The 24551-nt window shown below is 60.8% G+C and carries 19 protein-coding genes; 1 reads left to right on the top strand and 18 read right to left on the bottom strand.

Annotation, left to right across the window (positions count from 1 at the left end):
- Positions 1–8 precede the first annotated feature (8 nt).
- From gluQRS to DMP06_RS08760, 18 genes are all read right to left on the bottom strand, one after another.
- Positions 9–959: a tRNA glutamyl-Q(34) synthetase GluQRS gene (gluQRS, locus tag DMP06_RS08850; protein ID WP_245962451.1), complete on the bottom strand. Its 951-nt coding sequence runs from the start codon at positions 957–959 to the stop codon at positions 9–11.
- A 271-nt stretch (positions 960–1230) separates the two neighbouring features.
- Positions 1231–2544, bottom strand: a complete 1314-nt coding sequence (locus DMP06_RS08845) for a phenylacetate--CoA ligase family protein (protein ID WP_245962450.1) — start codon at positions 2542–2544, stop codon at positions 1231–1233.
- Entirely contained in the window at positions 2537–2953 is a 417-nt protein-coding gene (locus DMP06_RS08840; protein WP_123209378.1) for an amino acid-binding protein, read from the bottom strand. The genes DMP06_RS08845 and DMP06_RS08840 overlap by 8 nt, the downstream gene beginning before the upstream one ends.
- 62 nt (positions 2954–3015) lie before the next feature.
- Positions 3016–3615: an indolepyruvate oxidoreductase subunit beta gene (locus DMP06_RS08835; protein WP_123209377.1), complete on the bottom strand. Its 600-nt coding sequence runs from the start codon at positions 3613–3615 to the stop codon at positions 3016–3018.
- Positions 3608–5374, bottom strand: a complete 1767-nt coding sequence (locus DMP06_RS08830; RefSeq protein ID WP_123209376.1) for a thiamine pyrophosphate-dependent enzyme — start codon at positions 5372–5374, stop codon at positions 3608–3610. The genes DMP06_RS08835 and DMP06_RS08830 overlap by 8 nt, the downstream gene beginning before the upstream one ends.
- A 26-nt stretch (positions 5375–5400) precedes the next feature.
- Positions 5401–5847, bottom strand: a complete 447-nt coding sequence (locus tag DMP06_RS08825; protein ID WP_123209375.1) for an FHA domain-containing protein — start codon at positions 5845–5847, stop codon at positions 5401–5403.
- A gap of 52 nt (positions 5848–5899) precedes the next feature.
- Entirely contained in the window at positions 5900–7354 is a 1455-nt protein-coding gene (locus DMP06_RS08820; RefSeq protein ID WP_245962449.1) for a D-alanyl-D-alanine carboxypeptidase family protein, read from the bottom strand.
- Positions 7347–7772, bottom strand: coding sequence for an ACT domain-containing protein (locus tag DMP06_RS08815; protein ID WP_123209374.1), 426 nt, complete (start codon positions 7770–7772; stop codon positions 7347–7349). The genes DMP06_RS08820 and DMP06_RS08815 overlap by 8 nt, the downstream gene beginning before the upstream one ends.
- Positions 7773–7887: 115 nt before the next feature.
- The gene (locus tag DMP06_RS08810; RefSeq protein ID WP_123209373.1) at positions 7888–9189 is read right to left on the bottom strand and encodes a phenylacetate--CoA ligase family protein; all 1302 of its coding nucleotides are present in this window, start codon (positions 9187–9189) and stop codon (positions 7888–7890) included.
- Positions 9190–9485: 296 nt separating this feature from the next.
- Positions 9486–10115, bottom strand: coding sequence for a CDP-alcohol phosphatidyltransferase family protein (locus DMP06_RS08805; RefSeq protein ID WP_123209372.1), 630 nt, complete (start codon positions 10113–10115; stop codon positions 9486–9488).
- Between the two features lie 175 nt (positions 10116–10290).
- Positions 10291–10737 carry a 4Fe-4S binding protein gene (locus tag DMP06_RS08800; protein ID WP_123209371.1) on the bottom strand — a complete coding sequence of 149 codons (447 nt, stop codon included), beginning with the start codon at positions 10735–10737 and terminating at the stop codon, positions 10291–10293.
- A 6-nt stretch (positions 10738–10743) separates the two neighbouring features.
- Positions 10744–11832 carry a hydrogenase large subunit gene (locus DMP06_RS08795; protein WP_123209370.1) on the bottom strand — a complete coding sequence of 363 codons (1089 nt, stop codon included), beginning with the start codon at positions 11830–11832 and terminating at the stop codon, positions 10744–10746.
- A 1-nt stretch (position 11833) separates the two neighbouring features.
- On the bottom strand, positions 11834–12658 hold the full coding sequence (locus DMP06_RS08790; RefSeq protein ID WP_123209369.1) for an NADH-quinone oxidoreductase subunit C: 825 nt from the start codon (positions 12656–12658) through the stop codon (positions 11834–11836).
- 3 nt (positions 12659–12661) lie between these two features.
- Complete coding sequence (locus DMP06_RS08785) at positions 12662–13108, bottom strand: NADH-quinone oxidoreductase subunit B family protein (RefSeq protein WP_123209368.1); 447 nt, start codon at positions 13106–13108, stop codon at positions 12662–12664.
- Positions 13109–13118: 10 nt separating this feature from the next.
- Positions 13119–15995 (bottom strand): proton-conducting transporter transmembrane domain-containing protein, encoded by a 2877-nt coding sequence (locus tag DMP06_RS08780; RefSeq protein WP_123209367.1) that lies wholly within the window; start codon positions 15993–15995, stop codon positions 13119–13121.
- Between the two features lie 1090 nt (positions 15996–17085).
- The gene (locus DMP06_RS11355) at positions 17086–18114 is read right to left on the bottom strand and encodes a hypothetical protein (RefSeq protein ID WP_148042521.1); all 1029 of its coding nucleotides are present in this window, start codon (positions 18112–18114) and stop codon (positions 17086–17088) included.
- Positions 18115–18813: 699 nt separating this feature from the next.
- Positions 18814–19200: a PaaI family thioesterase gene (locus DMP06_RS08765; RefSeq protein ID WP_123209364.1), complete on the bottom strand. Its 387-nt coding sequence runs from the start codon at positions 19198–19200 to the stop codon at positions 18814–18816.
- A 299-nt stretch (positions 19201–19499) separates the two neighbouring features.
- Positions 19500–20963, bottom strand: coding sequence for an MGDG synthase family glycosyltransferase (locus tag DMP06_RS08760; RefSeq protein WP_245962448.1), 1464 nt, complete (start codon positions 20961–20963; stop codon positions 19500–19502).
- A 186-nt stretch (positions 20964–21149) separates the two neighbouring features.
- Between DMP06_RS08760 and DMP06_RS08755 the strand changes: the two genes are divergently transcribed.
- A complete protein-coding gene (locus DMP06_RS08755) occupies positions 21150–24515 on the top strand; it encodes a DEAD/DEAH box helicase (RefSeq protein WP_245962447.1) in 3366 nt (1121 codons plus the stop codon).
- Positions 24516–24551: the final 36 nt, after the last annotated feature.

Genomic DNA, 24551 nt, shown 5'->3' with positions numbered 1-24551 from the left:
CAAAGCGCCTAGTGCCAACGAATCTGAACCTTATCGGGAAGATGCTTCGCGAACGTATTCAGGTCAAATGACGCAAGGAGCTCCTCGGGCATCACGGGATCGCACGTTGGAGCAATTCCGGTAATTCCGGCGATATGCCCGATGATACCCGCAGGCGATCCGAACCGCGCGAGCAGCGCATCGAGCGCAGCATCGTGGTCGCGCTTCGATAGACGGCGCCCCTCCTCTGCAACAAGCAGCGGCACATGCGCGTACTCCGCATGAGGATAACCCAACAGATTCTGAAGATACATCTGCTGCGGCGTTGAGCAAAGCAGATCGACGCCGCGCACAATGGAATTGACGCCCTGCGCGGCATCATCCACCACGACGGCAAGCTGATACGCGAACGCGCCATCCGAGCGGCGGATGAGAAAATCTCCGCATTCAAAAGCGAGGTTTTGAGAATAGGGGCCTTGAATTGCATCGACCAGCTCGATGCAATCATCGGGCACCATCAAGCGCGATGCAGGAGGACGTGATTTGGCGCGCTCGGCACGCCGCTCTTCCGTAAGACCGCGGCACGTGCCGGCATAGACGAGTTTCTCGCCATGGTGCGGCGCCGAGGCGGCATGCAAATCAGCCCTCGTGCAAAAACACGGATACACGAGCCCGCGCTCGCAAAGCCGCACGTACGCCGCCTCATAGGCATCAGTTCGGTCATGCTGGAAATAAGGGCCTTCGTCCCAGGTAAGACCAAGTGTTTCGAAATCTCGCTGCACCGCATCGATGAACTGCGGCTTAGACCGCTCCGCATCCAAATCTTCGATGCGCAGAACCATCGACCCGCCCTGCGATTTAGCGACCAACCAAGCCACAAGCGCAGAGAAGACGTTGCCCGCGTGCATTCGTCCCGTAGGAGAAGGGGCGAACCTACCTTTTACGCGGCGAGGCTCAAGCGCAGCTTCTTCTTGAGTCACGTCCCCTCCTCCCATGATTCATAGACGGGCGAGCCGAAATAATCAGATAGCCCCGACAGGCGGACGGGGCTAGGCAGCGCGCGACAGCGCGCACTCAAACCTTCGCAAACAAGGCATCGAATACCACGCACAGCGAGGAAAGCAAGCGGCAGAACAAGAGGCGTTGACGCGCCCGGCCGCACGCCTCGTCACCGCACGCAGCTCGACGCTCAACGCGCGCAGCCTTACCGCGCCCGGCCGCCCGTCTCAGCCGGCGGCCGGGCGAACGTAATTACTTCCTGCGCAAATCCTCAACGTGCTTGGTCTTGCCTTCGCTGCGAGCGATGGTGCCGGGCTGCACGAGCTTCACGCGCGGACGCACGAGCAACGTGTTGGTGAGCGTATCGGCGACGCGCTTGGTGAAGGCCTCCATCTTCTCGAAGCTGTCATGCATGCCTTCGGGCAGCAGTTCAACCGATACGGTCATGCGGTCAAGGCCCGTTTCATTGTCCACCACGATATGGTAGTGCGGGCTCACGCCCTCGATGCCCGCGAGCACGTCCTCGATTTCGGACGGGAACACGTTGGTGCCGCGGATGATGAGCATGTCGTCGGTGCGGGTGCGCACCTTATCCATGCGCGCATGGGTGCGCCCGCAGGCGCACGGCTCGGTAGTGATACGCGTGAGATCGTGCGTACGATACCGCAGAACGGGGAACGCCTCCTTGTCGAGGGGCGTGAGCACGAGCTCGCCCTCTTCGCCCTCGGGGAGGGGTTCGCCGGTCTTGGGGTCCACGATCTCCCAGAGGAAATGGTCTTCGGCGATATGCTGCTGATGGCGCGAGCTCAGGCATTCGCCCGAAACGCCAGGACCCATGACCTCGGTGAGACCGTAGTTGTCAGTGCACACGATATGCATGCGGCTTTCGATCTCGCGCTTGAGCGCCGGCGTGCACGGCTCGCCGCCGAACAGGCCCACGCGCAGCGTGCTCTTGGACCAGTCGATGCCGGCCGCCTCGCCCGCTTCGCAGATGTGCATCGCATAGGAAGGCGTGGCGATGAGCACGGTCGATCCGTAATCGTTGATCATCATCAGCTGACGCTCGGTGTTTCCGGAGCTCGCGGGAATCATCATGCAACCCATATGCTCACAGCCGTAGTGAAGGCCAAAGCCGCCTGTGAACATACCGTAGCCGAACGACATCTGCACGCGATCGCGGGAGGTCACCCCTGCCATGCTGGCTATGCGTGCGATGCACTCGGCCCACACGTCCAGATCACCCTTGGTGTACCCTACAACGATAGGCTTGCCGGTGGTGCCGCTCGAGGCATGAAGCCTCACCACATCATCCAGCGGCACAGCAAAAAGGCCATAGGGGTACGTATCGCGAAGCACGGTCTTATCCGTGAACGGGAGCCTGCGCACGTCGTCGAGCGTCTTGATGTCGTCCGGGGCCACGCCCATCTCATCCATCCGCTCACGGTACCAGGCGACGTTGGCATAGGCATGCTTCACCTGGCGCTGGAGCTTTGCCAGCTGTATCTCGCGAATGCGCTCGCGGCTGGCGCATTCGATGTCGGGGTTCAAAATCGTGTCGTTATTCAAAGAAGTCATTATCGTTCACCAATTCGAAAGATTCGCGTTCCAGCAGCTTCTCGACCGCCTCCAGATCGTCCTTGACCTGGAGGCAGATATACGTCCCCACCAACGAATAGGTGTACTCGAGATTGATGCCGGCCCGCGCGACCACGCCCAGCGCGCGGCTCAATTCGCCGGGGTCGTCCTTCAGATGCACGCATATGACTGGCTTGACCTTGGCGGCAAAGCCGGCATCGGTGAGCGCAGTAAGACCTGCATCGGTATTGTCAACCACGAAGCGCACGATGCCGAAATCGCCCGTATCGGAAGCGCTATAGCCGCGAATGTTGGCACCCGCCGCCGCCATGACGTCGAGCGCCTCTTTCAGCATGCCGGGCTTGCTCTCAATGAAAACGCTAATCTGCGAAATGCTCATGAACAACCCTCTCAAAACACGGCTCGCAACCATGTGCGAGCCCTTTTCGGATGATACGCGCGCTACTCTTCTGTCTTGGGCGCGTGCTCCAACGCCCACGTACGGCCGAGATTGAACGCAGAAAGGTTAATATCCTTGAACTTCTCCGGCACGCGGCGCTCGATGGTGGCGCGCCAGAGGTCTTCGGGATACGGAAGCCGAGTAGACAGGGCGCCCAGAAGCACCACGTTGACCGCTTTCGAGCTTCCCGCCTGCTTTGCAAGAATGCCGGCGGGAATAACGAACGCGCCCAGCTCTTGAAGCGTTTTGCGAGGAGCGCGCGGCATCCTCTCCTTACCCGCGAGCACAGGAAGCGGCTCAATGGATTCGTCGCTCACGAACATGCTGCCGCCTAAAGCAAGATAGGGCAGATTGCGCAACGCCTCGGTGGTCTCGAAAGAGACGAGGCAGTCCACGCAGCCCCGGTCGGCCACCATTGAGGCCACCTGGTCGCCAAGGCGAATGATGGTGGTCACGGCGCCGCCGCGCTGGGCCATGCCATGGATTTCGGACAGCTTGACATCCTGCCCGCACGCCATGGCGCAACGCGCGAGAATATCGGCGGCGAGGAGGGCGCCCTGGCCGCCGACGCCGCACAGCATCACGGTCTTGGTGTTATTCATGACGCTCCCCCTTCTCCTGAACGAAACATCCGAACGGGCACGACTGCGCACACTGGCCACAGCCCACGCATAGCGAGGGATCGACCGACGCCTTGCCCGTCTCAGGGTCGCGCCCGATGGCAGGGCAGCCCAAAAGCGAGCACACGCCGCACGCCCGGCAATCCGGCTTAACGGAATATGCGGGCTTGCGCTCCTTGCTCAGAAGCACGCACGGCGATACGAAGACGATCACGCTGAGCGCGTCGGACTTGGTGGCTTGCGTAAGCGCCTCGCGCGTAGCGGCCAGATCCATCGGGTCAACCGTGCGCACATCCTCCACGCCGAGCGCACGCACGAGCGTAGGCAGGTCGAGCTCGCGCGAGGGACGCTTCTGCAGCGTGATGCCGTTTACCGGGTTGCCCTGATGGCCGGTCATGGCCGTAGTGCGGTTGTCGAGGATGCAAACCGTGCCGCTGCCGCAGTTGTACATCGTATTGAGCAGCGACGTTATGCCGGAATGCGCGAATGTCGAATCGCCGATGACGGCCACCACGGGACGATGCTTTTCCTCGGCGAGGCCCAGCTCGAAGCCGTGTGCCATCGAGATGGAGGCGCCCATATCGACGCACGTGTCCATGGCGGAAAGCGGCGGAAGCGCCCCGAGCGTGTAACATCCGATATCGCCCGTGACAATGGCGCGCATACGCGACAGCTCGCGGAACACCAGACGATGCGGGCAGCCGGGGCACAGCGCAGGCGGCCTGCCGGGAACACCGGCGGGAGCCTCGCGCACCTCGGGCGCCGCCCCACCGAACGCCTGGGCGATAAGGGACGGGCTCAGCTCGCCGTACGCGGGCAAACCGGCAGGCGCGCTTTCCAGCGCGACGCCCAGAGCACGCACCTGCGTCGAGAGGTAGTCGGATGCCTCTTCGATAACGTAGAGCTTATCCACCGAATCGGCGAAGCGACGGATGAGGCCCACAGGCAAAGGCCAGGTAATGCCCAGTTTGAGCACGCTGGCCTCGGGCAGACCTTCGCGTACGTGCTGATAGGTGGCCCCGGCGCAGATTACGCCCACTTCGGACGAGCGCCGCTCGACAACGTTATAGGGGCACTCGTCCACGAAGGCTCGCACGCGCGCGATGCGCTCATCGAGATCGATGCGACGCGGCTTGGCGAACGCGGGCATCATGACCCACTTAGCGGGATTCTTCTCGTACGGCACCACGACGGCCTCCGTGCGCTCCCCCAGCGTAACGGGGCATTTGGTGTGCGACACGCGCACGGTGGAACGCAGCATAATGGGCAAGTCGAAACGCTCTGAAAGCTCGAATGCATCGCGGGTGAAAGACAGCGCCTCTGCGCTGTCGGCCGGCTCCATCATGGGAATGTGCGACGCCATCGCATGGAACCGCGAATCCTGCTCATTCTGAGACGAATGCATGCCCGGATCGTCGGCGGCCAAGATGACCATGCCGCCGCCTACGCCGGTATACGCGGCCGTATACAGCGGGTCGGCGGCCACGTTCACGCCCACATGCTTCATCGTGGAAAGCACGCGCCGTCCCGCAGCAGAAGCGCCAAGGCCAACCTCGACGGCCACCTTCTCGTTCGGACACCACTCGGCATAGACCTCGGGATACTTCGCGAACGATTCCATGGTCTCGGTGGAAGGCGTGCCCGGATACGCCACGCCGATGGTCGCCCCAGCCTCCCACGCACCGCGCGCTATGGCCTCGTTGCCCGAGATGAGTTCTCTTTTCTCCGAGTTTTCAGTCATGCAGGCTCCCCCTTTTCCTCGTTTTTCTACATCTGCGGGGTGGCCTGATACACCAAGCAGAACGTGCCAATCTGAATCACATCGCCGTCTTTGAGCACGGCGTCTTTGACGTTGAGGTTGTTCACCCAAAGCCCGTTGAAGGAATCAGCGTCGACGATTTCATATCCCGCAGGCGTGCGGCGCATCGTGGCATGCATGCGGGAAACCGTCATGTCGTTGAGGAAGATGTCGCACTGCGGGCTGCGGCCGATGGTGAGCGTATCCGTCGATAGACGGAACACGTTTCCCACCTGGGGCCCCTTCACAATGGAAAGCGTGGCTTCGCTCAAAAGCTGAGGCGATGCCATATTGGGCGTCGGGTTCATGGTGATAGGCTTGAACGCCTGCGTCTGTCCGATGAGCTTGAAGCCGCACACAGGACAGGCGGTGTCGGTTTCTGCGAGCTGCGCATTGCACACGGGACACGTAGTCATAGTGAATCCTTTCTCCGAAAGGTACGAAATCGATTGGGATGCGAAAGCCGACCTAGCGGTCCGAAAGCTCCGCCGTATTGTTATAGCACTCCGATTGTGCGACGGTAGGCTGGCCCTGCATATTCCTGAACAGCCTATCCCACCACACGCCTATCTTCTGGAAGAAATCGGGAGCCGGGGCATCCTGTGCGGCAACGAGGTCGCATTCTGCCACGGTCTGGCCATCCTGCGTGAAGGTGAGGCTTCCCACCACGTCGCCCGCACGGACATCCCCTTCGAGCGTCTCGAAGGAAACCTCCTGGCTAACCGCGCCCGCCAATGTGAACAGCTCGACGGAAAGCGACGGGTCGCTCACCGTGGCCGGCACCGTGGAGTCGGGCCAGTCGCTCTGCGCGACCGAGGCCGCGAGCGGCGAGTCGCCGCCTTGGTACTCCACCGTGGAAGGCGTGCTGATAAGCGACACGGTACGAATGGCATCGTAGGTCCAGTCGAGCATGGCGGCAGTGTCGGAGAAGCGCTCGTCGCTTGACGGGGCTCCCAGCACCACCGTGTAGAGCTCGCCCTCATCGCGGCTGCATGCGCCGGCGAAACAATATCCCGCGTCGTCGGTCGTGCCGGTTTTCACGCCGCAAAGGCCCTCGTAGCTCCCCATGAGCTCATCGGTCGACTCGAGCGCGATGGTCCGTGCGACCCCGTTTGCCCCGGTCACCGTAACGGTCGTCGACCCGCCGCCCACAACAGAGCGAAACGTTTCGTTCTGCATCGCATAGGCGACCATGATTGCCACATCGCGCGCGATCGAATGAGCATCGCCCGCCCACTGGTCGTAATCGAGGCCGTGAGGGTTGTCGAACACCGTATCGGTGCAACCCAGCTCTTCTGCCTTTGCGTTCATGGCGGCCACGAAAGCCTCCTGCGCACCTTGCCCATCGGATGCCATCGAAGCACCGAGCGTATTTGCGATGGCGATAGCAGCATCGTTGCCCGAAGGCACGAGCAGCGCATAGAGCGCAGTTTCAAGATCCATGGTATCGCCCTCGAGGAGCCCGGCGGAGGACTGCCCCACCGTAGCCGCCTCATTATCCACCGTGATCTGCGTGTCCAACGATGCGTTTTCCAGCGCGACGATGGCGGTCATGATCTTGGTGAGCGAAGCGATCTTGCAGGGCTCATCGGCGGCGCGCTCGAAATACGTCTCGCCATTCGCATCGACCACGATCGCGCGCGGCGTAGAGATGTCCAGGCACTGATCCTGTGCCAGGCCGCGCTCCTCCACCGTCTTGCCGGCCACCACGTCGGTCTGCTGCACGTCGGCGAAGGCCGGAACCCCTATCGACAGCGCGCAGATAAGCGCCACTGCAGCAGAGCCAATGCGCGGGGAAAGATGGCGCGGGCGGGCGTCTTTCTCCAAAGAGGCAGCAGCCTTGCGAGCATAGCCGAGGCGGAACCCCATGATGGAGCCCCGCCTCGTCGATGCACCCATGATTTCATCGGATGCGTTAATCAAGCTGATAGACTTCCTTTGCTTCAACCACGTCGAAGCCGGCCTCGGCCAGTTTCGACTCGATGGAATCGTCTGCCGCCTTGAGCACGTCGATTGCGGTCTCCTCGCCGCGCGAGAAGCAATAGCCGTACTCGATATTCACGCCCTGTTCGTCGATGAACTCCAACAGTTCGGCCAAACCGCCGGGGCGGTTGGGAACACGAACCGCGAGCACCTCGGTCACGATGGCGCGATAGCCTTTGTCGGTGAGCAGCTTTGCGGCGCGCTTGGGCGTGTCGCAGAAGATGCGCACGATGCCAAAGTCCGACGTATCGGCCACGAAGAGGTCGTGCATGTTCACATCAGCATCGGCGAGGTCGCGGCACAGGCCGGAAAGGCGGCCTTTCTTATTCTCCAACAATACGGTCAGCTGTTCAATCATGGCTGTCTCCGTTCTTCCATAATTCCAAGATGAATCACATGGCGGACGCCGCATGCCTTAGCCGCGGCGCAGGGCGCAGCGGAAGTCTCGATGCCCCGCCGCGCATAAGCCGGACCTATTGGTTGCGCAGGTCGAGGATGCGCTTTGCCTTGCCCTCGCTGCGCTCGATGCTCATAGGCTCCACGAACTTGATCTCCACGGCAATCTGGAGGTTGCTCTTGAGTTCGGCGGCCAGGCGCTTCTTGAGGTCTTCCAACGCGCGGATCTCGTCGAACGGGAAATCGGGCGCGGTTTCCACGCGAAGCTCCACGCGGTCGAGCGGACCCTTGGTGGTGAGCACGATCTGGTAGTGGGTCACCAGCTCGGGGAAGCCCGTAACCACCTGCTCGATCTGGGACGGGAACACGTTCACGCCGCGGATGATCATCATGTCGTCGGTGCGGCCAACGATGCGATCGATCTTGCGGTGCGTTCGACCGCACGGGCACTCCTCCGCGATCACACGGGTAACGTCGCGCGTACGGTAACGCACGAGCGGGCAGCATTCGCGCGTGAGCGTAGTGATCACGAGCTCGCCCCATTCCCCATCGGGCACGGGCTCAAGGGTATCGGGATTGACGATCTCGAAGAAGAACTGGTCCTCGGCTACGTGCAGGCCGTGTGCGGCGGAGCACTCCATGGCGACGCCCGGCCCCATAACCTCGGACAGACCGTACACGTCGCAGTATTGCACGCCGAGCTTCTGACGGATCTCTTCGCGCATGCCCTCGCTCGCAGGCTCGGCGCCCAGGATAACGCCCGAAATCGCGAAATCCTCGGCGGGGTTGTAGCCCATCTCGATAGCCGTGTCGGCAATGAGGAGCGCATAGGACGGCGTGCAGGCAAGGATGTCGGTCTTAAGATCGCGCATCATCTGAATCTGGCGCTTGGTGTTGCCGGAGCTGGTGGGAATAACAGTACAGCCCGCCGCCTCGCCGCCCGAGTGGGCGCCCAGACCGCCGGTGAACAGGCCATAGCCGTAGGAAACCTGAATGGTGGAATCAGAGTTGCCTCCCACCATGTAAATGCCGCGGGCGAAGCAATCTCCCCAATTCTTCAGGTCGTTTGCGGTGTGGCCCACCACGGTTGCCTGGCCGGTGGTGCCAGACGACGCATGAATGCGAGCAACTTCGCTATTGGGCACGGCGAACAGACCGAACGGATACGCATCGCGCATATCCTGCTTCACGATAAAGGGAAATCGCTTGATGTCTTCCAGGGATTCGATTGAATAGGGGTCGACGTCCGCCTCGTCGAAACGCTGTTTATACAGCGGAATGCGTTCGTAGGCATAGGCGACCGACTTTCGCAGTCGCTCAAGCTGCAGCGCCTCAAGATCGGCGCGCGGCATGGTCTCGATTTCCTCCTGGTAGTACATCTTGGTTCCTTTCACACTCGAACCTCGCCCGTCATTGCGCTACGCCCGGGTACGATGCCCTTGGAAACCGCTCAGAAGAAACCCGTTCTTATGCTATGCCGAGCGAAACCGTACCACCACGGCGCATCGCGATGCGGGCCTTTCCCTTATCGCGAAGCAAGCGGGAGCCATGCCCTGCGTCCCGCCCGTTTCGGTACTGTCATACTTTAGTGCGTTAAAGTGTATTCGTAAAGAGAGAAATGTTAAATCGAGGTGAATTGATTCGGAAAGGATCGGACCGGTGAACGCGTAAGCACCTAGGCCGCCTCCAAGGCCTGACCGCGCTTGAGAGCGCGCCAGCCCTTGAACGTATAGACGATGGTTGTGATGGTGGCGAGCACGAGACCCACGTACACGAACCAGATGCCCCATGAGACGGGCTGCGCGTTGAAGCCCGGCAGCCACGCGATGTCGCACACAGCAGCGCCCGGCACCTGTGGAAAGTTGAGAAGCAGGCCCGCGAAACCCACGAACAGAAACGTGGTGGCCACTTTGCCCAGATAGACCACCGGCACGCGCTGCTTCCAGCGGAAGATCAGATACGCGCCGCCTGCCAACAAATACGCATCGCGCACGATGACGAATACGATGATCCACAGCGGCAGGCGCCCCACGATGAGCAGACCCACCACGCCGAACACCATGAGCAGGCGGTCGACCGCCGGGTCGAGAATCTGCCCCAGGCGCGAAACCGTATGCGTGCGACGCGCGATCTGACCGTCAAGGAAATCGGTGGAGGCAGCGACGGCAAACAGCAGAGTCGCCAGCAGGTCGTACCCGTTGAGCAGCAGGACGAAGTACGCAGGAATCATGCACAGGCGTATAAACGTGATCACGTTGGAAATCGTGAATATCTTATTGGTGACTTCTTCGTTGTTGTTGGCCATCACTGCATCCCAACTAGCCATAAATGGAGCAAAAACAAGGCCCGCCACCTCCGGCGGGCCTCGGCGATTGTAGCACCTTTTGTTTCCGACGATGCGCTACCTACGCGAATTGAGGAATACCGTCACCGCGACGTTAACAAAACGTGGGAATGACGGGATGATTGAAGCGGTCGCTCTACCCTTCCTGCTCCTTGGCAGCCTCGCGGGCGGCCTTGGCAGCCTTGGCGGCGGCGATGCGGGCCTCGCGCTCGGCGGCCTTGGCGGCCAGCTCCTCTTCGCTCGGCTGCGGCTTGATCTCGGTATGCGTCTGCTTGGTAAGCGCCGGAGCGGTATAGGTGGGCTCCATGGTCAACGAATGCTTGGGGCACTCGCGCACGCATGCACCGCACTGGATGCAGCGGAACCCGTCCACGGTCCACGTGCCGGACTTCTTATCCACCGCAATGGCCTCCGTGGGACAGCGCTTCTGGCAGATGCCGCACAGGATGCACTCCTCGATATTATTCGACACATGACCCTTGAGGCCTTCCGGCATGGGACGCGTCTGCACGGGATACAGAACGGTCTCGGGCTTGCCGAAAAGCGACCGCAGGGTCATCTTTCCTAATTTGAAGCTACCCATGAGTCCTTACCTTTCGCAGCAGCTGATGCAGGGGTCGATGGTCAGAATGATATTGGGCACGTCGGCCAACTCGCAGCCTTCGAGAGCCTTGACCATGCCTGCGAGGTTTTGGCTGGTAGGCGTGCGCATGCGCATGCGATCGAGGTTCTTGGTGCCATTGCCGCGGGCGAAGTAGTAGCACTCGCCGCGCGGCTGCTCGAGCACGTTGGAGGCCATGGCGCCGTCGGGCGGGGTGAGCTTGCTCTTCTCGCCGATGCCGTCGTGCGGAATCTTGCTCACGAGCTCCTTGATGATGTCGATGGACTGCTCGACCTCGGCGGCGCGCACCTTGACGCGCGCATAGCAATCGCCCTCGTCGGAGAGGATGGGCTGGAAGTTCTCAAGGTCGCCGTAGCCGCCGCGTCCGAGCATGCGGCAGTCGTACGCGACGTTGGACGCGCGAGCGAACGGGCCGACCATGCAGAGGGCTTCGGCCTCTTCCTGCGAGAGGTAGCCCACGCCCACCAGACGACTTGCGACAGAGTAATCGTTTACGAACGCGTTGCAGATCTCGCGATATTCGCCGCGAATGCCCTCAAGCTTGTCCACAATCGCGTAAAGCTCGCTATCCTCGATGTCGCGGTTCACGCCGCCGATATTGACTACCGAAAGAATCACGCGACCGCCCGTAGTGGCCTCGAAGATGTCGAGGATGCGCTCGCGCAAGCGCCAGCAATGCATGAACAGCGCCTCGAAGCCGAAGGCATCGGCACCCAGGCCCATCCAAAGCAGATGCGAATGCATGCGCGAAAGCTCGTGCCAAATCACGCGCAGGTATTGCGCGCGCTTGGGCACCTCGACGCCCATCAGGTCTTCGACCGTTTCGGCGTAGCCCATGGAGTGTCCGAAGCTGCAGATGCCGCAGATGCGCTCCGCGACATAGATGAACTGATGGATGTCACGCTTCTCCACGAGCTTCTCGAGGCCGCGGTGGATGAAGCCGATCTGGGGAATGACCTCGATGACGCGCTCATCCTCCACCACCAGGTCGAGATGGAGAGGCTCCGGCAGCACGGGATGCTGCGGGCCAAAGGGAATCACGGTAGCCTTGCCCATGCTACTCACCGCCTTTCTGCGCCGCATCGCGCGCGACCTTGGCTTCGAACGCCGCACGGACCTTTGCGGCCTTCTCGGGGTCCATATCTTTGATGCGCTCTTCCATCTGGGCGCGCTTCGCCTCGATATCATCTGCGGGTGCGGCAGGGGCGGGCGTGACCTCTGCGGTCGTGGCATTCGCCTGCGCCGCCTCCTCCATGCGCTTCTTGAGCTTCACCTCGAAGGCGGCACGCATACGTTCGGCCTTCTCGGGATCGAGACCCGCGATCTTCGCCTCGAACGCAGCGCGTTCAGCCTCGGGGTCGATAGGCGCAGGAGCGGCAGCCGCAGGCTTAGAGGTGCCCTCGCTCTTGGCGGGCTCGCCGGCGGCCTCCCCCGCAGCGGCCTTGGCCTTGGCCTCTTTGGCGGCCTTCGCCGCAGCGATGCGTGCGGCCTTCTCGCGGGCGGCTTTCTGCTCGGGCGAGATAACCGCCATAGGCGCGTCCATGGCCACCTGATAGAAACGACCCGCAAAGTCGATCTTGTTGCCCTCGACCTTCACGCCAAACAGGTCGTGGGCCTCGTTCTCGAACGGAAAAGCCGAGAGGAAATAGCCGGTCACCGAAGGTACGGTCTGAGCCTGAGGGTCGAATCCCGCGATAACGTAGTTTTCAAGCTGCCATGTGCCTTCGTCATCCTGCTTCATGAAGCTATACACCAGATCGACGCCCTCATTGGCCATCGCGCACAGCATCTGTGCGAAGCGGTAGCCCGCGTCGTGCTTGGCGCGCGTCAGGTTCAGAAGGTCGCCGAGCTCGATCGGCGTAAACGTGCTTTGGAACGCCATGCCTTACGCCCCCTTCTTCTTGGCCGCGGCCAACGCGGCGGATTTCTGCTCGAGAATGCCGATGCCCTGCACCACGGCGTCGATGATGGCCTCCGGACGCACCGCGCAGCCGGGCGCGTACACGTCTACGGGAATCGCCTTATCCACGCCACCCACGACGTTATAGCAATCGTGGAAGATGCCGCCGGAGCAGGCGCATACGCCGCACGCCACAACCACCTTGGGCTCTACCATCTGGTCGTAGATCTCTTTGATGACGGCAATGTTCTGCTCGTTCACCGAGCCGGTGACCAGAAAGATATCGGCATGCTTGGGGTTGCCGGTGTTGATGATACCGAATCGCTCCACGTCGTAGAGCGGCGTCAGCGCAGCCAGCACCTCGATGTCGCAGCCGTTGCAGCTGGAGCCATCGTAGTGGATGACCCAGGGAGATTTGGAAACACTGCTCATATTCTCACTCCTACACAAGCACGAGGAAGATATATGCCACCAGGCCGCCAATGTTGGCGATGCCTGCGACGAGCCCCACGATCCAGGACAGCTTCAGGCACGTTTGCCACTTCACGCGCGCAAAGTTGTTGTCGATCCAGATCTCGAGGAAGAACGTCGCCAGCGCCACAATAACCGCGAGCGCGATGGAGACGGGGTTGTTCCACACGAAGAACATGGCGATCCATCCCAGGAACAGAACGCTTTCGCACCAGTGCATGATCTCCACCTTCGCGAGCGTCTTGCCGCTCATCTCGGTAGTGATGCCCTTGACGAGCTCCTGGTGCGCGTGGTGGCTATACGACAGGTCGAACGGCGACTTGCGCAGCTTGATGGTCAGGATGAACAGCAGCCCGAGGAACGCCGGGACGCACGCCACGATCAACGGCAGAGGCGTATTGGCCACGCCCGCCACGTCGAAGGTGGGCAAGCCACCCAAGACGCCCAGACCCAAGAACATGCTCACCGCGACGACGAGAACCATGGGCTCGTAAGCCATAACCTGCAGCGTCTCGCGATCGGCGCCCACCTCGGAATACACCGAGCGCGCGGAGTAGGCAGCCAGAATGAAGAACAGCGCCGAGAGCGTGACCAGGAACACGCACAAAAGGAAGTTGCCGCCCGCGAAGAACACGCCGCCCGCGATGAGGGTGAACACGAGCGCGAAGGTAATGTAGGTTCCCTCCACGGTGTTCACGCTCACGTCGTCTTTGGCGATGAGTTTACGCACGTCGTAGTAGGGCTGAAGAAGCGGCGGACCCACGCGACCCTGCATGCGCGCGGTGATCTTGCGGTCGATGCCGGCGAGCAGGCAGCCCACAATCGGGCCCAAGATCACGAACGCAATGATCCCGATGATAGTGGCGAGCCAGTTCTCATTGAGCGACGTGAGCTGGGCATACATAGGCAACGAGACCTCGCCCGACACGCCGGGGGCAGCAAACGCGCTGATGGCAAGCCCCGCCACCATGACGACGGCCGTGATAACGGTGGCAGGCCCGTCCAGCACCTTCTCGCCGAATACGTTCTCAAGGTACCAGTTGCGCGAGGTGGCCTCGCGCTCTCCGCCCAGGGCGCCCTTGAACACGCGGCGATTGGAATCCACCGTGATGCCCGCCATGTAAGGCGCGACGATCTTCTTCTTGGATTTGCCAAGCGTGCCGAACATGACCACCACGATGAAGGCCACGATGATCGACATCAGAAGCAGATTGTCCATGCCGATGGTGGCACCGAAGCTGCCGAACACGCTGAGGAGGTACGGCTCCACGAACATGCTCGAAATGCTAGGGAAGAACACGCAGCACACCACCACGAGTAGCGCCATGAGCACGATAGCAACCCACTCGGTGCGGTGCACGGTGAGCTCCTCGCTCTCGCGGTGCGCGGCGATGCCCGCCAGCTTGCCCAGCCACTTGCCCCAGAACATGAAGGTGGCAGCGCTGCCAAAGGCCAGCAGAATCAGCAGCACCACTTGGCCGGTGGAGCTAAACGACACGAGCGTCGCCCACTTGGACACGAGCATGCCGAACGGCGCGATGAACATGCACATGATGCCCAGCATCATAAAGCGGGCCAAACGAGGCATGCGCTCGAAGAGCTCGTCCATGTCCTCGATGTTGCGGCTGCCGATATGATGCTCGGCCGTGCCCACGCACAGGAAGAGCAGGCTCTTGGCCACAGCGTGGAAGATGACCAGGAAGATGGCCGCCCATACCGTCTCAGGCGTACCGACGCCGGCGCAGGCGGTGATGAGGCCCAGGTTTGCGATGGTCGAGTACGCAAGCACGCGCTTGGCGTTGCTCTGCGAGATAGCGAGGAACGAGCAGAACGCGAAGGTGAGACCGCCCACCAGCACCACCATGACGCTCGCAGCCGGGAACACAAGGAACAGCGGGGAAAGCTTGACCAGCAAGAACACGCCCGCTTTCACCATGGTGGACGAATGCAGCAGCGCGCTCGTGGGCGTAGGGGCAACCATGGCGCCCAACAGCCAGGTATGGAACGGCATCTGCGCGGCTTTCGTCATGCCGGCGAAAGCGAGCAGCGCAACGGGCACGGCAAAGAGCGCGGCACCCGAGGCCGAGCCCGCCGTGAGAAACTCGCTGAACAGCAGCGGCAGCCCGTTGAGAGCCGCATACACGATGGCGATCTGAAACGCGATGCCGCCGAGCATGTTCATCACGATCTGGCGGAAAGCATTGTTCAGGGCCTCGTCGGTCTTGGTGAAGCCGATGAGCAGGAACGAGCAAAGCGTGGTGACTTCCCATGCGGTGTAGATCCACGCCATATTGTCAGAGAGAACGATGTTGAACATGGCGGAGAGGAACGCGAACATGATGGCGAAAAACCACGGGCGGCGATCCTTCTGCTCTGGATGATGGGCCTGGAAGTCCTTCATATATCCCAGGCCGTATACACAGATGCCCGAGCCAACGATGCCGATGATCAGCGCCATGATGACGGTTAGCTGATCGACGCGCATCTGGCTCTCAAAGTGCACGCCATGCTGCACGGTAAGCTCGAACCACAGGCACACGCCGATTTGGATGAGCGCCAAAACCAGCGGCAACAGACGGCGATAGCGCACCGCATAGCACACGACGAACACGCCCACCGTAAGGTCGATCGCCACATTGACGGCACTGAGGAAGCCGCTCCATTCATGAGGCAATTCGAAATACACGGGGCTTGCGCCTAGATACATGCCGGCGAACACAATAGACAGCAGGCCGATAAGGGCCGCGAAGCCTATTGCGATCGCGTCACGAGCCTTGTCGTTGCGAACCGCGAGCATGAGCAGCGCGGCCACGCAAGGCACCATGATGAGGGCGACGATCATCTCCATTCTGAATGTTCCCCCTTTGCCTTACTCGTTCCGAAACATTCGCATAACAAAAGCGGCGAGGATTACTCGCCAGTGAGCACTTTAGCAAAGTGGATTGCCGTTCGCCGGGAATTGGTACTGAATCACTTGCGTTTCGGGGTAAGCGCTTCGGTGAGCGGAGGCTGACACACGCACAGATAGCTGGCATGCGTTCCGATTTGGACACAAACGCGCACAAGCGCCTCGCGGCCACTTCCTCGATGTAGCAGACGTCAGGGTTGCCGCGCGTTCCCACACAAGCGCCTCGCGGCCACATCGCCAATGAAGCCGTCACAATGCGGCCCGCACCAATGCCGCGGTATAAAAAAGTCATTATTTGCGATGTTTCAGGGGGCGCGGTATAAAAACGGCGTTATTTGTGCGAGCAAACCGAGCCGGATTCGCCGAAGCTCGGTCCCATGCCATGGCCGATTAGTGAAACCCCAGGTCAGAATTCCGCTCCCATCCATGGGCCCTCCCCATGGACCGACGCGCTCCCACACATAACGCCGTTTTTGGAAATGACCTCCAAAAAGTGCGCAGATAACGCGATTTTTATACCCGAGCTCAACCCGACCGCATACTGATGCAGTAGCAATGCCGTCTCCGCCCATTATGGTAGATGCTAACCCGAGTGGGTCGTGAACGAGAAGCCCGACGGATCCAATCTGGCATGCGAGCAGCCGGCCTTTACCCAATAATCGACATGGCCCACAGAGCTGCTGGCCGGCCGCCCATTACGGTTTGAGTCGGCCCTCGGGTCGACTCCTCTTGTTTTCCAATGGAAGAGAAATGTGCTTGGAACCAGCCCCGAGGAGCCACCGAACGGCCGCCCCTACCGGGATTCGATGGTGCGACGTGCTTTGGCTTTCATCGCGAATTACCAGGATAGGGGCTTCAACATGCACGCGAATATGAGCTTTCCGCCAGCTGCGCCGGTCACCTTGGCCGAATTTTCTTGACATCCGGGTAAATACAAGACGCGAACCAATCGAAACGCCACTTCTCGGCACACGTGCGAATACGAAATAGCCAATCGAAATACGGCCTCTCAGCATAGCGTGAACATCCGTCACTCGCCGTCATTCCTGGCTGCGCCCAGCTCGGCTTCTTGGCGGGCACGAATGTCGGACACACGACGATCGAGCAGGTAATCCCTTTGGAGCATGTTTCTTAACTCTATGCCCTTTTGCTCAAAGTCTTTCACGCTCGTCTGGAACTTTCGGTGCACATCAAGACGAATTCGGTGCGCGAACTCGGGAAATTTCAAGGCAGACATCGTGTCGATAGTGGCGACATAATATTTGAACCCTTCGCCCAGCAAGATATTGGCCTTGCGCGCATCTTTCGCCGCGCCTTCGCGCGTGAAATGCCCGCCATCTCCGTGGTATTCGACAATCACCCGCTCGTCGCCCCACACGAGATCACATTCAAAGTATGGCAATCCGCGTGAATCCCAACGCACGCCGCCCGCAAGATTGTCGCATCTCCCAAGATAGACTGAAGCGTTCAGCGTCGGATTCGGGAGAGCAAAGCCTCCGAGCTTGCAGGGCAGACAGAGCGCCATGGTTAACGCCGATTCCATGGGAGAACGGCTTCGATCCACCACAAACGGTAAGGCTCTCGTTGCGGCGCGAATACCTTTCAGGCCCTTTCCGCCAATGTCAGTCAACCTTTCTACGTAATCGCGGAGCTCGCTTGCAGACGTAAGAGCAGCGCGCTTTCGAAGCCGCCTTTTGCGCCATGGGGAAGATGCAGCACGAGGCTCGCCACTTGTTTGGAGAAACTGACGCGGCGAAGACTCGCCATTCGTTTGGCGAGACAAACCCGGTACAGGTTCGCCATTTGCTTGCTGAGGAGGTACAGACACAGGTCTATCGATCGCTTGAGGAGGAAAGTCCGGCGCACACTCACCGCTTGCTTGCCGAGCAAGTTCCGGCGCAAGTTCACCGCTCGCCTGCCAGGGCAGTCTTGACGCGGAGCCGCCGATTGCCTGCCGGAGCGCAAAAGAAGCCGATTGAGCATCCGCCCATTCAAGAGCAACCGGATCGCGGCGATATAGACCGCATAACATCATGCCGAAATGAATGAGATGCTCCAAAGAAAGCCATCGCGCAGCCTGAACGAACGCGAGCTCAGGAGCTGCAACAAAAATATCATCCCCAAGCGCAAAAAACGATCCCAGAGGGAGCTCTTTCGTGCAACAATGGGTCACAAAACCGGGGCATCGACGCCTACCTCGCGAAGACCCGACAAAAAGATGAAGGGGCTCGCAGCTCCCTAACGCAAGCAGACGCCGCGCATGCCCCACCTCATGCGCAGACGGAGAGCCGAAGCTTTGAGGGGACATAACACGACGAGGCGCTTGGGCGCCTTCGAGGGACCAGCACTCCCAAAAGAGCGCCGCGGATATGTCGGAGAGTACAATCGTCATGCCCGTAGGCTAGCAAGCGCAGAGGCGAAAGAGAGCTGCAGAAGCGAAATCCATAGCTCATCACAGAATTGTTACTCTCTTGTAATACCTGTTCAGATGCATATTGTTGCCAGGTGTATCTCCGTATGAAATGCGAATGAAACACAGGTGAAACCAGGGCAAAACCTGAATGAAAATCGGCAAGGTTTCGGTCAGAAACAAAATGAGATACGGAAAGATTCAAGACCATGGGTCACGCCCTCGCGCAGAACACCTCGCGGCTCGCGCAGCGCATGCACTACGGCGCCCTTTTTCGAGTCCTCACGTAGAACGCCTCACGGCTCGCAGCTTCACACGAGATGTGGCAAGATAAAACGCCCCATGAGCTCACCCGCGAGGCGCAATGCGCTTGATGTAGACGGTAAGCTGCGACACGTTGAACAGCTCCCCGTCGCTTTTCCGGTACTGCTCGACCTTCCACACCTGCGTACGCCCACCCTGCCGAATGGGATTCGCGACCGTCCTGATGGTATCACCCACATGCACGGGCAAAAGATGCGTGCTCGTCAGATCAAGACCTACCGCGGTGTGCGTGAGCAAGTCGATGCTCTCACGCGCGCCTTGGCTTGCCGCCTCCTCGGCCAAAAGCGCGCTCAGCCCGCCGTGCAGAATCCCATCCGGCTGGGTAACCTCGGCAGTGACGGGAGTCTCCAGCACGTAGCCATCGGCCGTCATGCCCAAGCGCTTCATTCCGAAAAACTCAAGCATATGCATTCGCACATCACCTCATTACGCAACGAAACAATCCGCTACAAGTGTGACAGTCGGCCACGAATTTACAAGGGACAGAAAGCGGCAAGCTGTGAGAAATCGAGGGAGCCCGGTCGATCGGAGAATCGCGCGAATCGAATACGCGCTTCAGCACCCGGCGGATGCGAACATCCTGCTGGACGATGAGGCGAATCCGTTCTGGAATCTGCTCCATGAATCGCTTCATTTCGCCATCCAGAAGCATCCGATCAATAGAAGGACCCCCTCCGAACGCATTCTAAGCCCATCCCCGATGACGAGAGCTACCTCGTGTGAGCAGGTTTGCCGCCCCAGTAGAATTCGGCGAAGTGTCGTCTGCTCGAGCAATCGCGCGAAACCAGATCAAACGTAGCCGAGGCAACATCGTGGGCGGCGTTGGGCCTGCGCAGCGCCTCGCCGTTCACGAGCATGGCCTTGATGCTCGACGGATATGTGTGCAAGTGGCGCAGGGTTCCCAAGAGCTCGCGTGGCGTGGTGGCGTGCATGCTGGCGCCGAGCGATGTGAGCAGCGTGGTGTTCACCTTCTCCTGGCCGTACGAGCGGCCCAAAAGCACCATAGGAAGCCGCGCGCAAAGGCATTCGGTCACGGTCAGCCCGCCTGACTTGCATATAGCCAAATCGCTTACCGCCATAAGGGCCGGCATGTCATCCACGTACCCCATCACGGTCATGTTCTCGATCGCCATATCGTCCTTCGAACGCCTTAAGTGAAGCGCGTACTCCTCGTCACGCCCCGGAAGAAACACGAAATGCATGTCGGAAAGCCCCTTGAGGTACGGCAGGGTCTGATCCATTGTGGCGCGGAAACGCACATAGGGCTGCGGCAGGTGCGCGCCCGCCATCACCAACACCACCGTCTTATCCTGCGGAAGGCCCAGCCGCTCGCGCACGGCGTCGCGATCGTATTCGACCCCCGCCGCGCCGCGCACAGGAATGCCCGTGATCAGCATTTTTCGCTCGGGAACGCGCCGCGGGCGCAACGTTTCGGCCATGCCCTCGGTGGCAACGCAAAAAAGATCGCACTCCTTATGCGGCCACCAGCCCTCGATCTCGTAATCGGTGGGTACGCACACGATGGGAAACGCCTGACCGGTAAGCATGCGGGCGCCCACTGCGGCGTTGGCGGCGGTGATGTGCGTGCACACGATGGCAAGCGGCGAGCGCTCCTCGACGTACTCGGTAAACTTCTTGAACATGATGCGCGCCCACGACGTGCCGCCGCCCCACAGAAGGCGGCCGGTCAGCGTGAAGCGCCAGGTAATATCGTAGACAGGACGCGTGGGGCCTGTAAAAGCCGAGGCGGTTTTATCGCCGTCGAACTTGATGCGGCCGTAATCGAGGATGTCGAGCACCTGCACTTCGGTATCGGCCGGAACACGCTCATCCCCTGCGGCAATCAGGCGCTCCAGAGCCTCGGCGGCGGCGATGGCCGCGCTTCGATGCCCCGATCCGACCGAAGCGTGCGTCACTATAATACAGGGGCGCTGAGCGGGAATGACCATGGCGCCCTCTTGGGTGGAGTCAATCGCTCGACCCTTATCGGATGCGGCCGCGCACTCGAACGTCGCCTCGCTGCATGCGAGCTCGCATGGCGCATCCGCGTCAGCGCAGGAAACAGGCTGCGACCTTGGGGCGGCATCGGACTCAAGCACGATGTCCTCTTTCGAAATCGCGTCGCTACGCGTGTCGCCCTGGGCAACGGATATCGGTTTGAGCTCTGAAGCCATTGATCCCCCTTGATGTCTTGTCGAACCAGCATAGCCCAAATTGGAACCCTCCGAGTTGGTTCGTTTCCGTTTCGGCGAAAATCCTTCGCATATGCCCCATGAGAACGCACGTCAACGCCCGACTCCCGCCCATCTCCGCCGCCCGTTCGCACCCAAGACGCCCCGCTATGTCATATACTGGCGGGTATGGCTTTTTACGACACCAACATCCATCCCACAGGCAACGCTATGGAGGCTCGACGCAGCGCCCTCGCGAACGCTGCGCTCGAGGCGTGCAATCCGCGCACGGCACAGCGCGCGATCGGCATCGCCCAAACAGGCGGCGCAATCACATCTCGCAAATGCCGCCGCGCAGAAAACAACACCGTGCTCACCGCATTCGTCGAATCGAGCACCGGCTGGGGCGGCTCGTACCGCGTATCGGCAACGGTAGACGAAGCGGCGGCGCGTCTGGTGGATTACGCATGCACATGCCCGGCATCCTACCAGTTCGAAGGGCCGTGCAAGCACTGCGCCGCCCTCACGCTCGCCTTCGCCCAGGACCCAACGTCATTCGAAGGCTATGCGGAAAGCCGTCGCAACGCCACCTCGCCCGCGCTCGCCGACTATCTGCGACGCGCCGAGCGCGCCATGACGCTCACCGAACCCGGCACCGTTGACTTCGAGGTGGAGCTCACGCACGCCTATGGGCAATGGGCCGCCCGCTTCAAGATTGCGGGGCCGCTTGGCTCCTATGTGCTCAAAGACCTTGCGGAATTCCTGCAGCGCATGCAGCAAGGCGTCACGTACTCGTATGGCAAGAAGCTCGCGTTTGCCCATGTAGACGAGGCCTTCTCGCACCGTGGGCGCGCAATTGTCGCGTTTCTCGTCCAGGCGGACGCCGTACGGCGCGAAAGCTCGAAGGCCGTTTGGTACGCCTCGCAGCCCGGCATCAAGGGCCGTGAGCTTCCCCTTGCCGAGGAAGAGGTGGTTGCGCTCATTGCCGCGCTTGACGAGGGCGCCGATCCCGTCGTTTTCGTGGAGGGCGCGGATGTGTCCAGCCGTCGCAGGTCGGTAGCGTCCATCCTCGACGGCAATCCTCCCCTCTCGGTTTCCATGAGCCGCAAAAGCGGCGGGTTCGCCGTTTCCACATCGCATCCGGCTCAGGTGTTCGCCTCCAAAGACGGCATTGTCATCTGGACTGACGAAACGTTCTTCTGCTGCGACGAGAGCCTTGCATCCTGCCTGGACATCCTGCAAGCGCTGTTCGAGTCCAACGCCGAAAGCCTCTTCGTAAGCGATGCGGATATGCCGCTCTTCTGCGCGACCGCACTCCCTCTTCTTGAGGGAAACATCCAGGTGCTGGCCGACCCCGCGATCGACGCCTTCAGGCCCATCCCCTGCGCGCTCGAGTTCTACTTCGACAAAAACGCGCGTTTTGTCACCTGCGACGCATTCGCCGTCTACGGAGAAAGACGATGGCGCATCGTTGACGACGCGCTCGCCGCGCCCCTCTCACGCCCCCGTTCTCCCCGAGCCGAGGACGATAGCCCCGCTCCGCTGAGGGATGCTCGCGCAGAGGCCAAGGGATGCGCCCTCCTGCAGCGTTACTTCACCGTAGAGTACGTCAACGACTCCGAGCGCCTGGATATCGTTGCGCGCATTCCCGCCACGGGCGACGACGCGCTGGCCAACCTTTTATTTGGCGGTCTCGCGAAGTTTCGAGAAGCGGGCGAGGTGTTTACCACACCCGCATTCGACAGGCTGATTTCCGATCGCAAGCCGCGCATCACCATGGGCGTATCCCTTGCCGGCAACCTCATAGACCTCGATGTTTCGGCCGACGACCTCCCCACCGAGGAACTCTCACTGGTGCTGGGAAGCTACCGAAGGCGCCGGCGATACCATCGCCTCAAGAGCGGCGCGTTCATCGACCTGGCCGACATGGACCTCGCCGACCTTGACCGCATCGTATCCGATCTGGATATTTCCGCGTCGCAACTCGCCTCAGGGCACATCGAGCTGCCAGCCTATCGCGCGTTTTATCTAGACGAGACGCTCCATGACGCACGCCGCGAAACTTCGTTCAAACGCTACGTCGACCGATTCGAATCCATCGACCCGGCACGGTATCGGATACCCGACGCCCTCGCAGGCGTGCTCCGCCCGTACCAGGAAGAGGGGTTCCGCTGGCTTTCAACGCTCGCCGACATGGAGTTCGGCGGCATCCTGGCCGACGAGATGGGCCTGGGCAAAACGCTGCAGCTGATGGCGTTTCTGCTCGACCGGCGCGATGAGGCACGCGGCATCGGCCCCAGCCTCATAGTGTGTCCGGCGTCGCTCGTGTACAACTGGGCGGCTGAATTCGAGCGGTTCGCGCCCGACTTGAGCGTCGAGCCCGTCGCAGGCTCCAAGCAGGAACGCATGACCGCCCGCGCTAAAAACGGCATAGACGTATACGTGACCTCGTACGACCTCGCTCGCATCGACGCGGCGGAATGGTCTGCCAAGCGCCTGTATTGCTGCACCCTTGACGAGGCGCAATACATCAAAAACCACGGCACGCTTACCGCTCGCGCCATCAAGCGTCTCGATGCGCGCCATCGATTCGCCCTTACGGGCACGCCGATGGAAAACCGCCTCAGCGAGATCTGGAGCATCTTCGACTTTGTGATGCCGGGATTTCTCGGGTCGTACATGCGCTTCAAAGAGAAATTCGAGCTCGACATCGTGGGCGGCGACCAGGATCGCGCTCAGCGACTTGCCTCGCTCGTAGGTCCGTTCATGCTGCGCCGCCTCAAGCGCGACGTGCTGACCGACCTGCCCGAGAAGCTCGAATCCGTGGTGGCGGTTCGCATGGAGTCGAAGCAGCGCAAGCTTTACGACGCATGCGAGCAGAAGCTTCGAGAGGAGCTCACCGTGCAGCGCAAGGAGCGCAAGAAAAACCGTGAGCTACCGCCCGAGCTGAGGCGCCCCTCGGTGGAGGTGCTCGCCGAGCTCACGCGGCTGCGTCAGGTGTGCTGCGACCCGAGGCTTGCCTATGAGGACTACAAAGGGGCGGGCGCCAAGCTCGATGCCATTTGCGACCTCGTCGAATCAGCTGCCAATGACGGGCAGAAGACGCTCGTTTTTTCTCAGTTCACGAGCTTCTTGGATCTCATCGCCCAGCGGCTCGATGCAAGCGGCATCCTCTACTTCACCATCACGGGATCCACGCCCAAGCGCCGCCGCGTTGCGCTCGCTAAAACGTTCAATTCCGACGACACGCCGGCCTTCCTGATTTCACTCAAAGCGGGCGGAACCGGCCTGAACCTCACAGGCGCATCGGTGGTCGTGCATGCCGACCCATGGTGGAACGCCGCCGCCCAGAATCAGGCGACCGATCGCGCCCACCGCATCGGTCAGGAAAGAGCCGTAAACGTGTATCGCGTCATCGCCGAGGGAACCATTGAGGAGCGCATCGTGCGTTTGCAGGAGCAAAAGTCCCAGCTCGCCGAGACCATCATGGGCGCCGAGGGCATGTCACTCGCCAATCTCACCCAGGATGAGCTGCTGCAATTGCTGGAGGGCTAAGATTTTCAAATTTATGCTTGACTTTCAGGAATTGGC

The organism is Slackia equolifaciens, assembly GCF_003725995.1.
In the GTDB taxonomy this organism is placed as follows: domain Bacteria; phylum Actinomycetota; class Coriobacteriia; order Coriobacteriales; family Eggerthellaceae; genus Slackia; species Slackia equolifaciens.
This window is presented reverse-complemented; position numbering and strand designations above follow the sequence as displayed.

What these genes read in the sequence shown, in the direction of transcription:
- DMP06_RS08840 (WP_123209378.1), bottom strand. Translation starts at nt 2,953, where the DNA reads ATGAGCATTTCGCAGATTAGCGTTTTCATTGAGAGCAAGCCCGGCATG.
- DMP06_RS08835 (WP_123209377.1), bottom strand. Translation starts at nt 3,615, where the DNA reads ATGAATAACACCAAGACCGTGATGCTGTGCGGCGTCGGCGGCCAGGGC.
- DMP06_RS08830 (WP_123209376.1), bottom strand. Translation starts at nt 5,374, where the DNA reads ATGACTGAAAACTCGGAGAAAAGAGAACTCATCTCGGGCAACGAGGCC.
- DMP06_RS08825 (WP_123209375.1), bottom strand. Translation starts at nt 5,847, where the DNA reads ATGACTACGTGTCCCGTGTGCAATGCGCAGCTCGCAGAAACCGACACC.
- DMP06_RS08815 (WP_123209374.1), bottom strand. Translation starts at nt 7,772, where the DNA reads ATGATTGAACAGCTGACCGTATTGTTGGAGAATAAGAAAGGCCGCCTT.
- DMP06_RS08810 (WP_123209373.1), bottom strand. Translation starts at nt 9,189, where the DNA reads ATGTACTACCAGGAGGAAATCGAGACCATGCCGCGCGCCGATCTTGAG.
- DMP06_RS08805 (WP_123209372.1), bottom strand. Translation starts at nt 10,115, where the DNA reads ATGGCCAACAACAACGAAGAAGTCACCAATAAGATATTCACGATTTCC.
- DMP06_RS08800 (WP_123209371.1), bottom strand. Translation starts at nt 10,737, where the DNA reads ATGGGTAGCTTCAAATTAGGAAAGATGACCCTGCGGTCGCTTTTCGGC.
- DMP06_RS08795 (WP_123209370.1), bottom strand. Translation starts at nt 11,832, where the DNA reads ATGGGCAAGGCTACCGTGATTCCCTTTGGCCCGCAGCATCCCGTGCTG.
- DMP06_RS08790 (WP_123209369.1), bottom strand. Translation starts at nt 12,658, where the DNA reads ATGGCGTTCCAAAGCACGTTTACGCCGATCGAGCTCGGCGACCTTCTG.
- DMP06_RS08785 (WP_123209368.1), bottom strand. Translation starts at nt 13,108, where the DNA reads ATGAGCAGTGTTTCCAAATCTCCCTGGGTCATCCACTACGATGGCTCC.
- DMP06_RS08780 (WP_123209367.1), bottom strand. Translation starts at nt 15,995, where the DNA reads ATGGAGATGATCGTCGCCCTCATCATGGTGCCTTGCGTGGCCGCGCTG.
- DMP06_RS08765 (WP_123209364.1), bottom strand. Translation starts at nt 19,200, where the DNA reads ATGCATATGCTTGAGTTTTTCGGAATGAAGCGCTTGGGCATGACGGCC.
- DMP06_RS08760 (WP_245962448.1), bottom strand. Translation starts at nt 20,963, where the DNA reads ATGGCTTCAGAGCTCAAACCGATATCCGTTGCCCAGGGCGACACGCGT.
- DMP06_RS08755 (WP_245962447.1), top strand. Translation starts at nt 21,150, where the DNA reads ATGGCTTTTTACGACACCAACATCCATCCCACAGGCAACGCTATGGAG.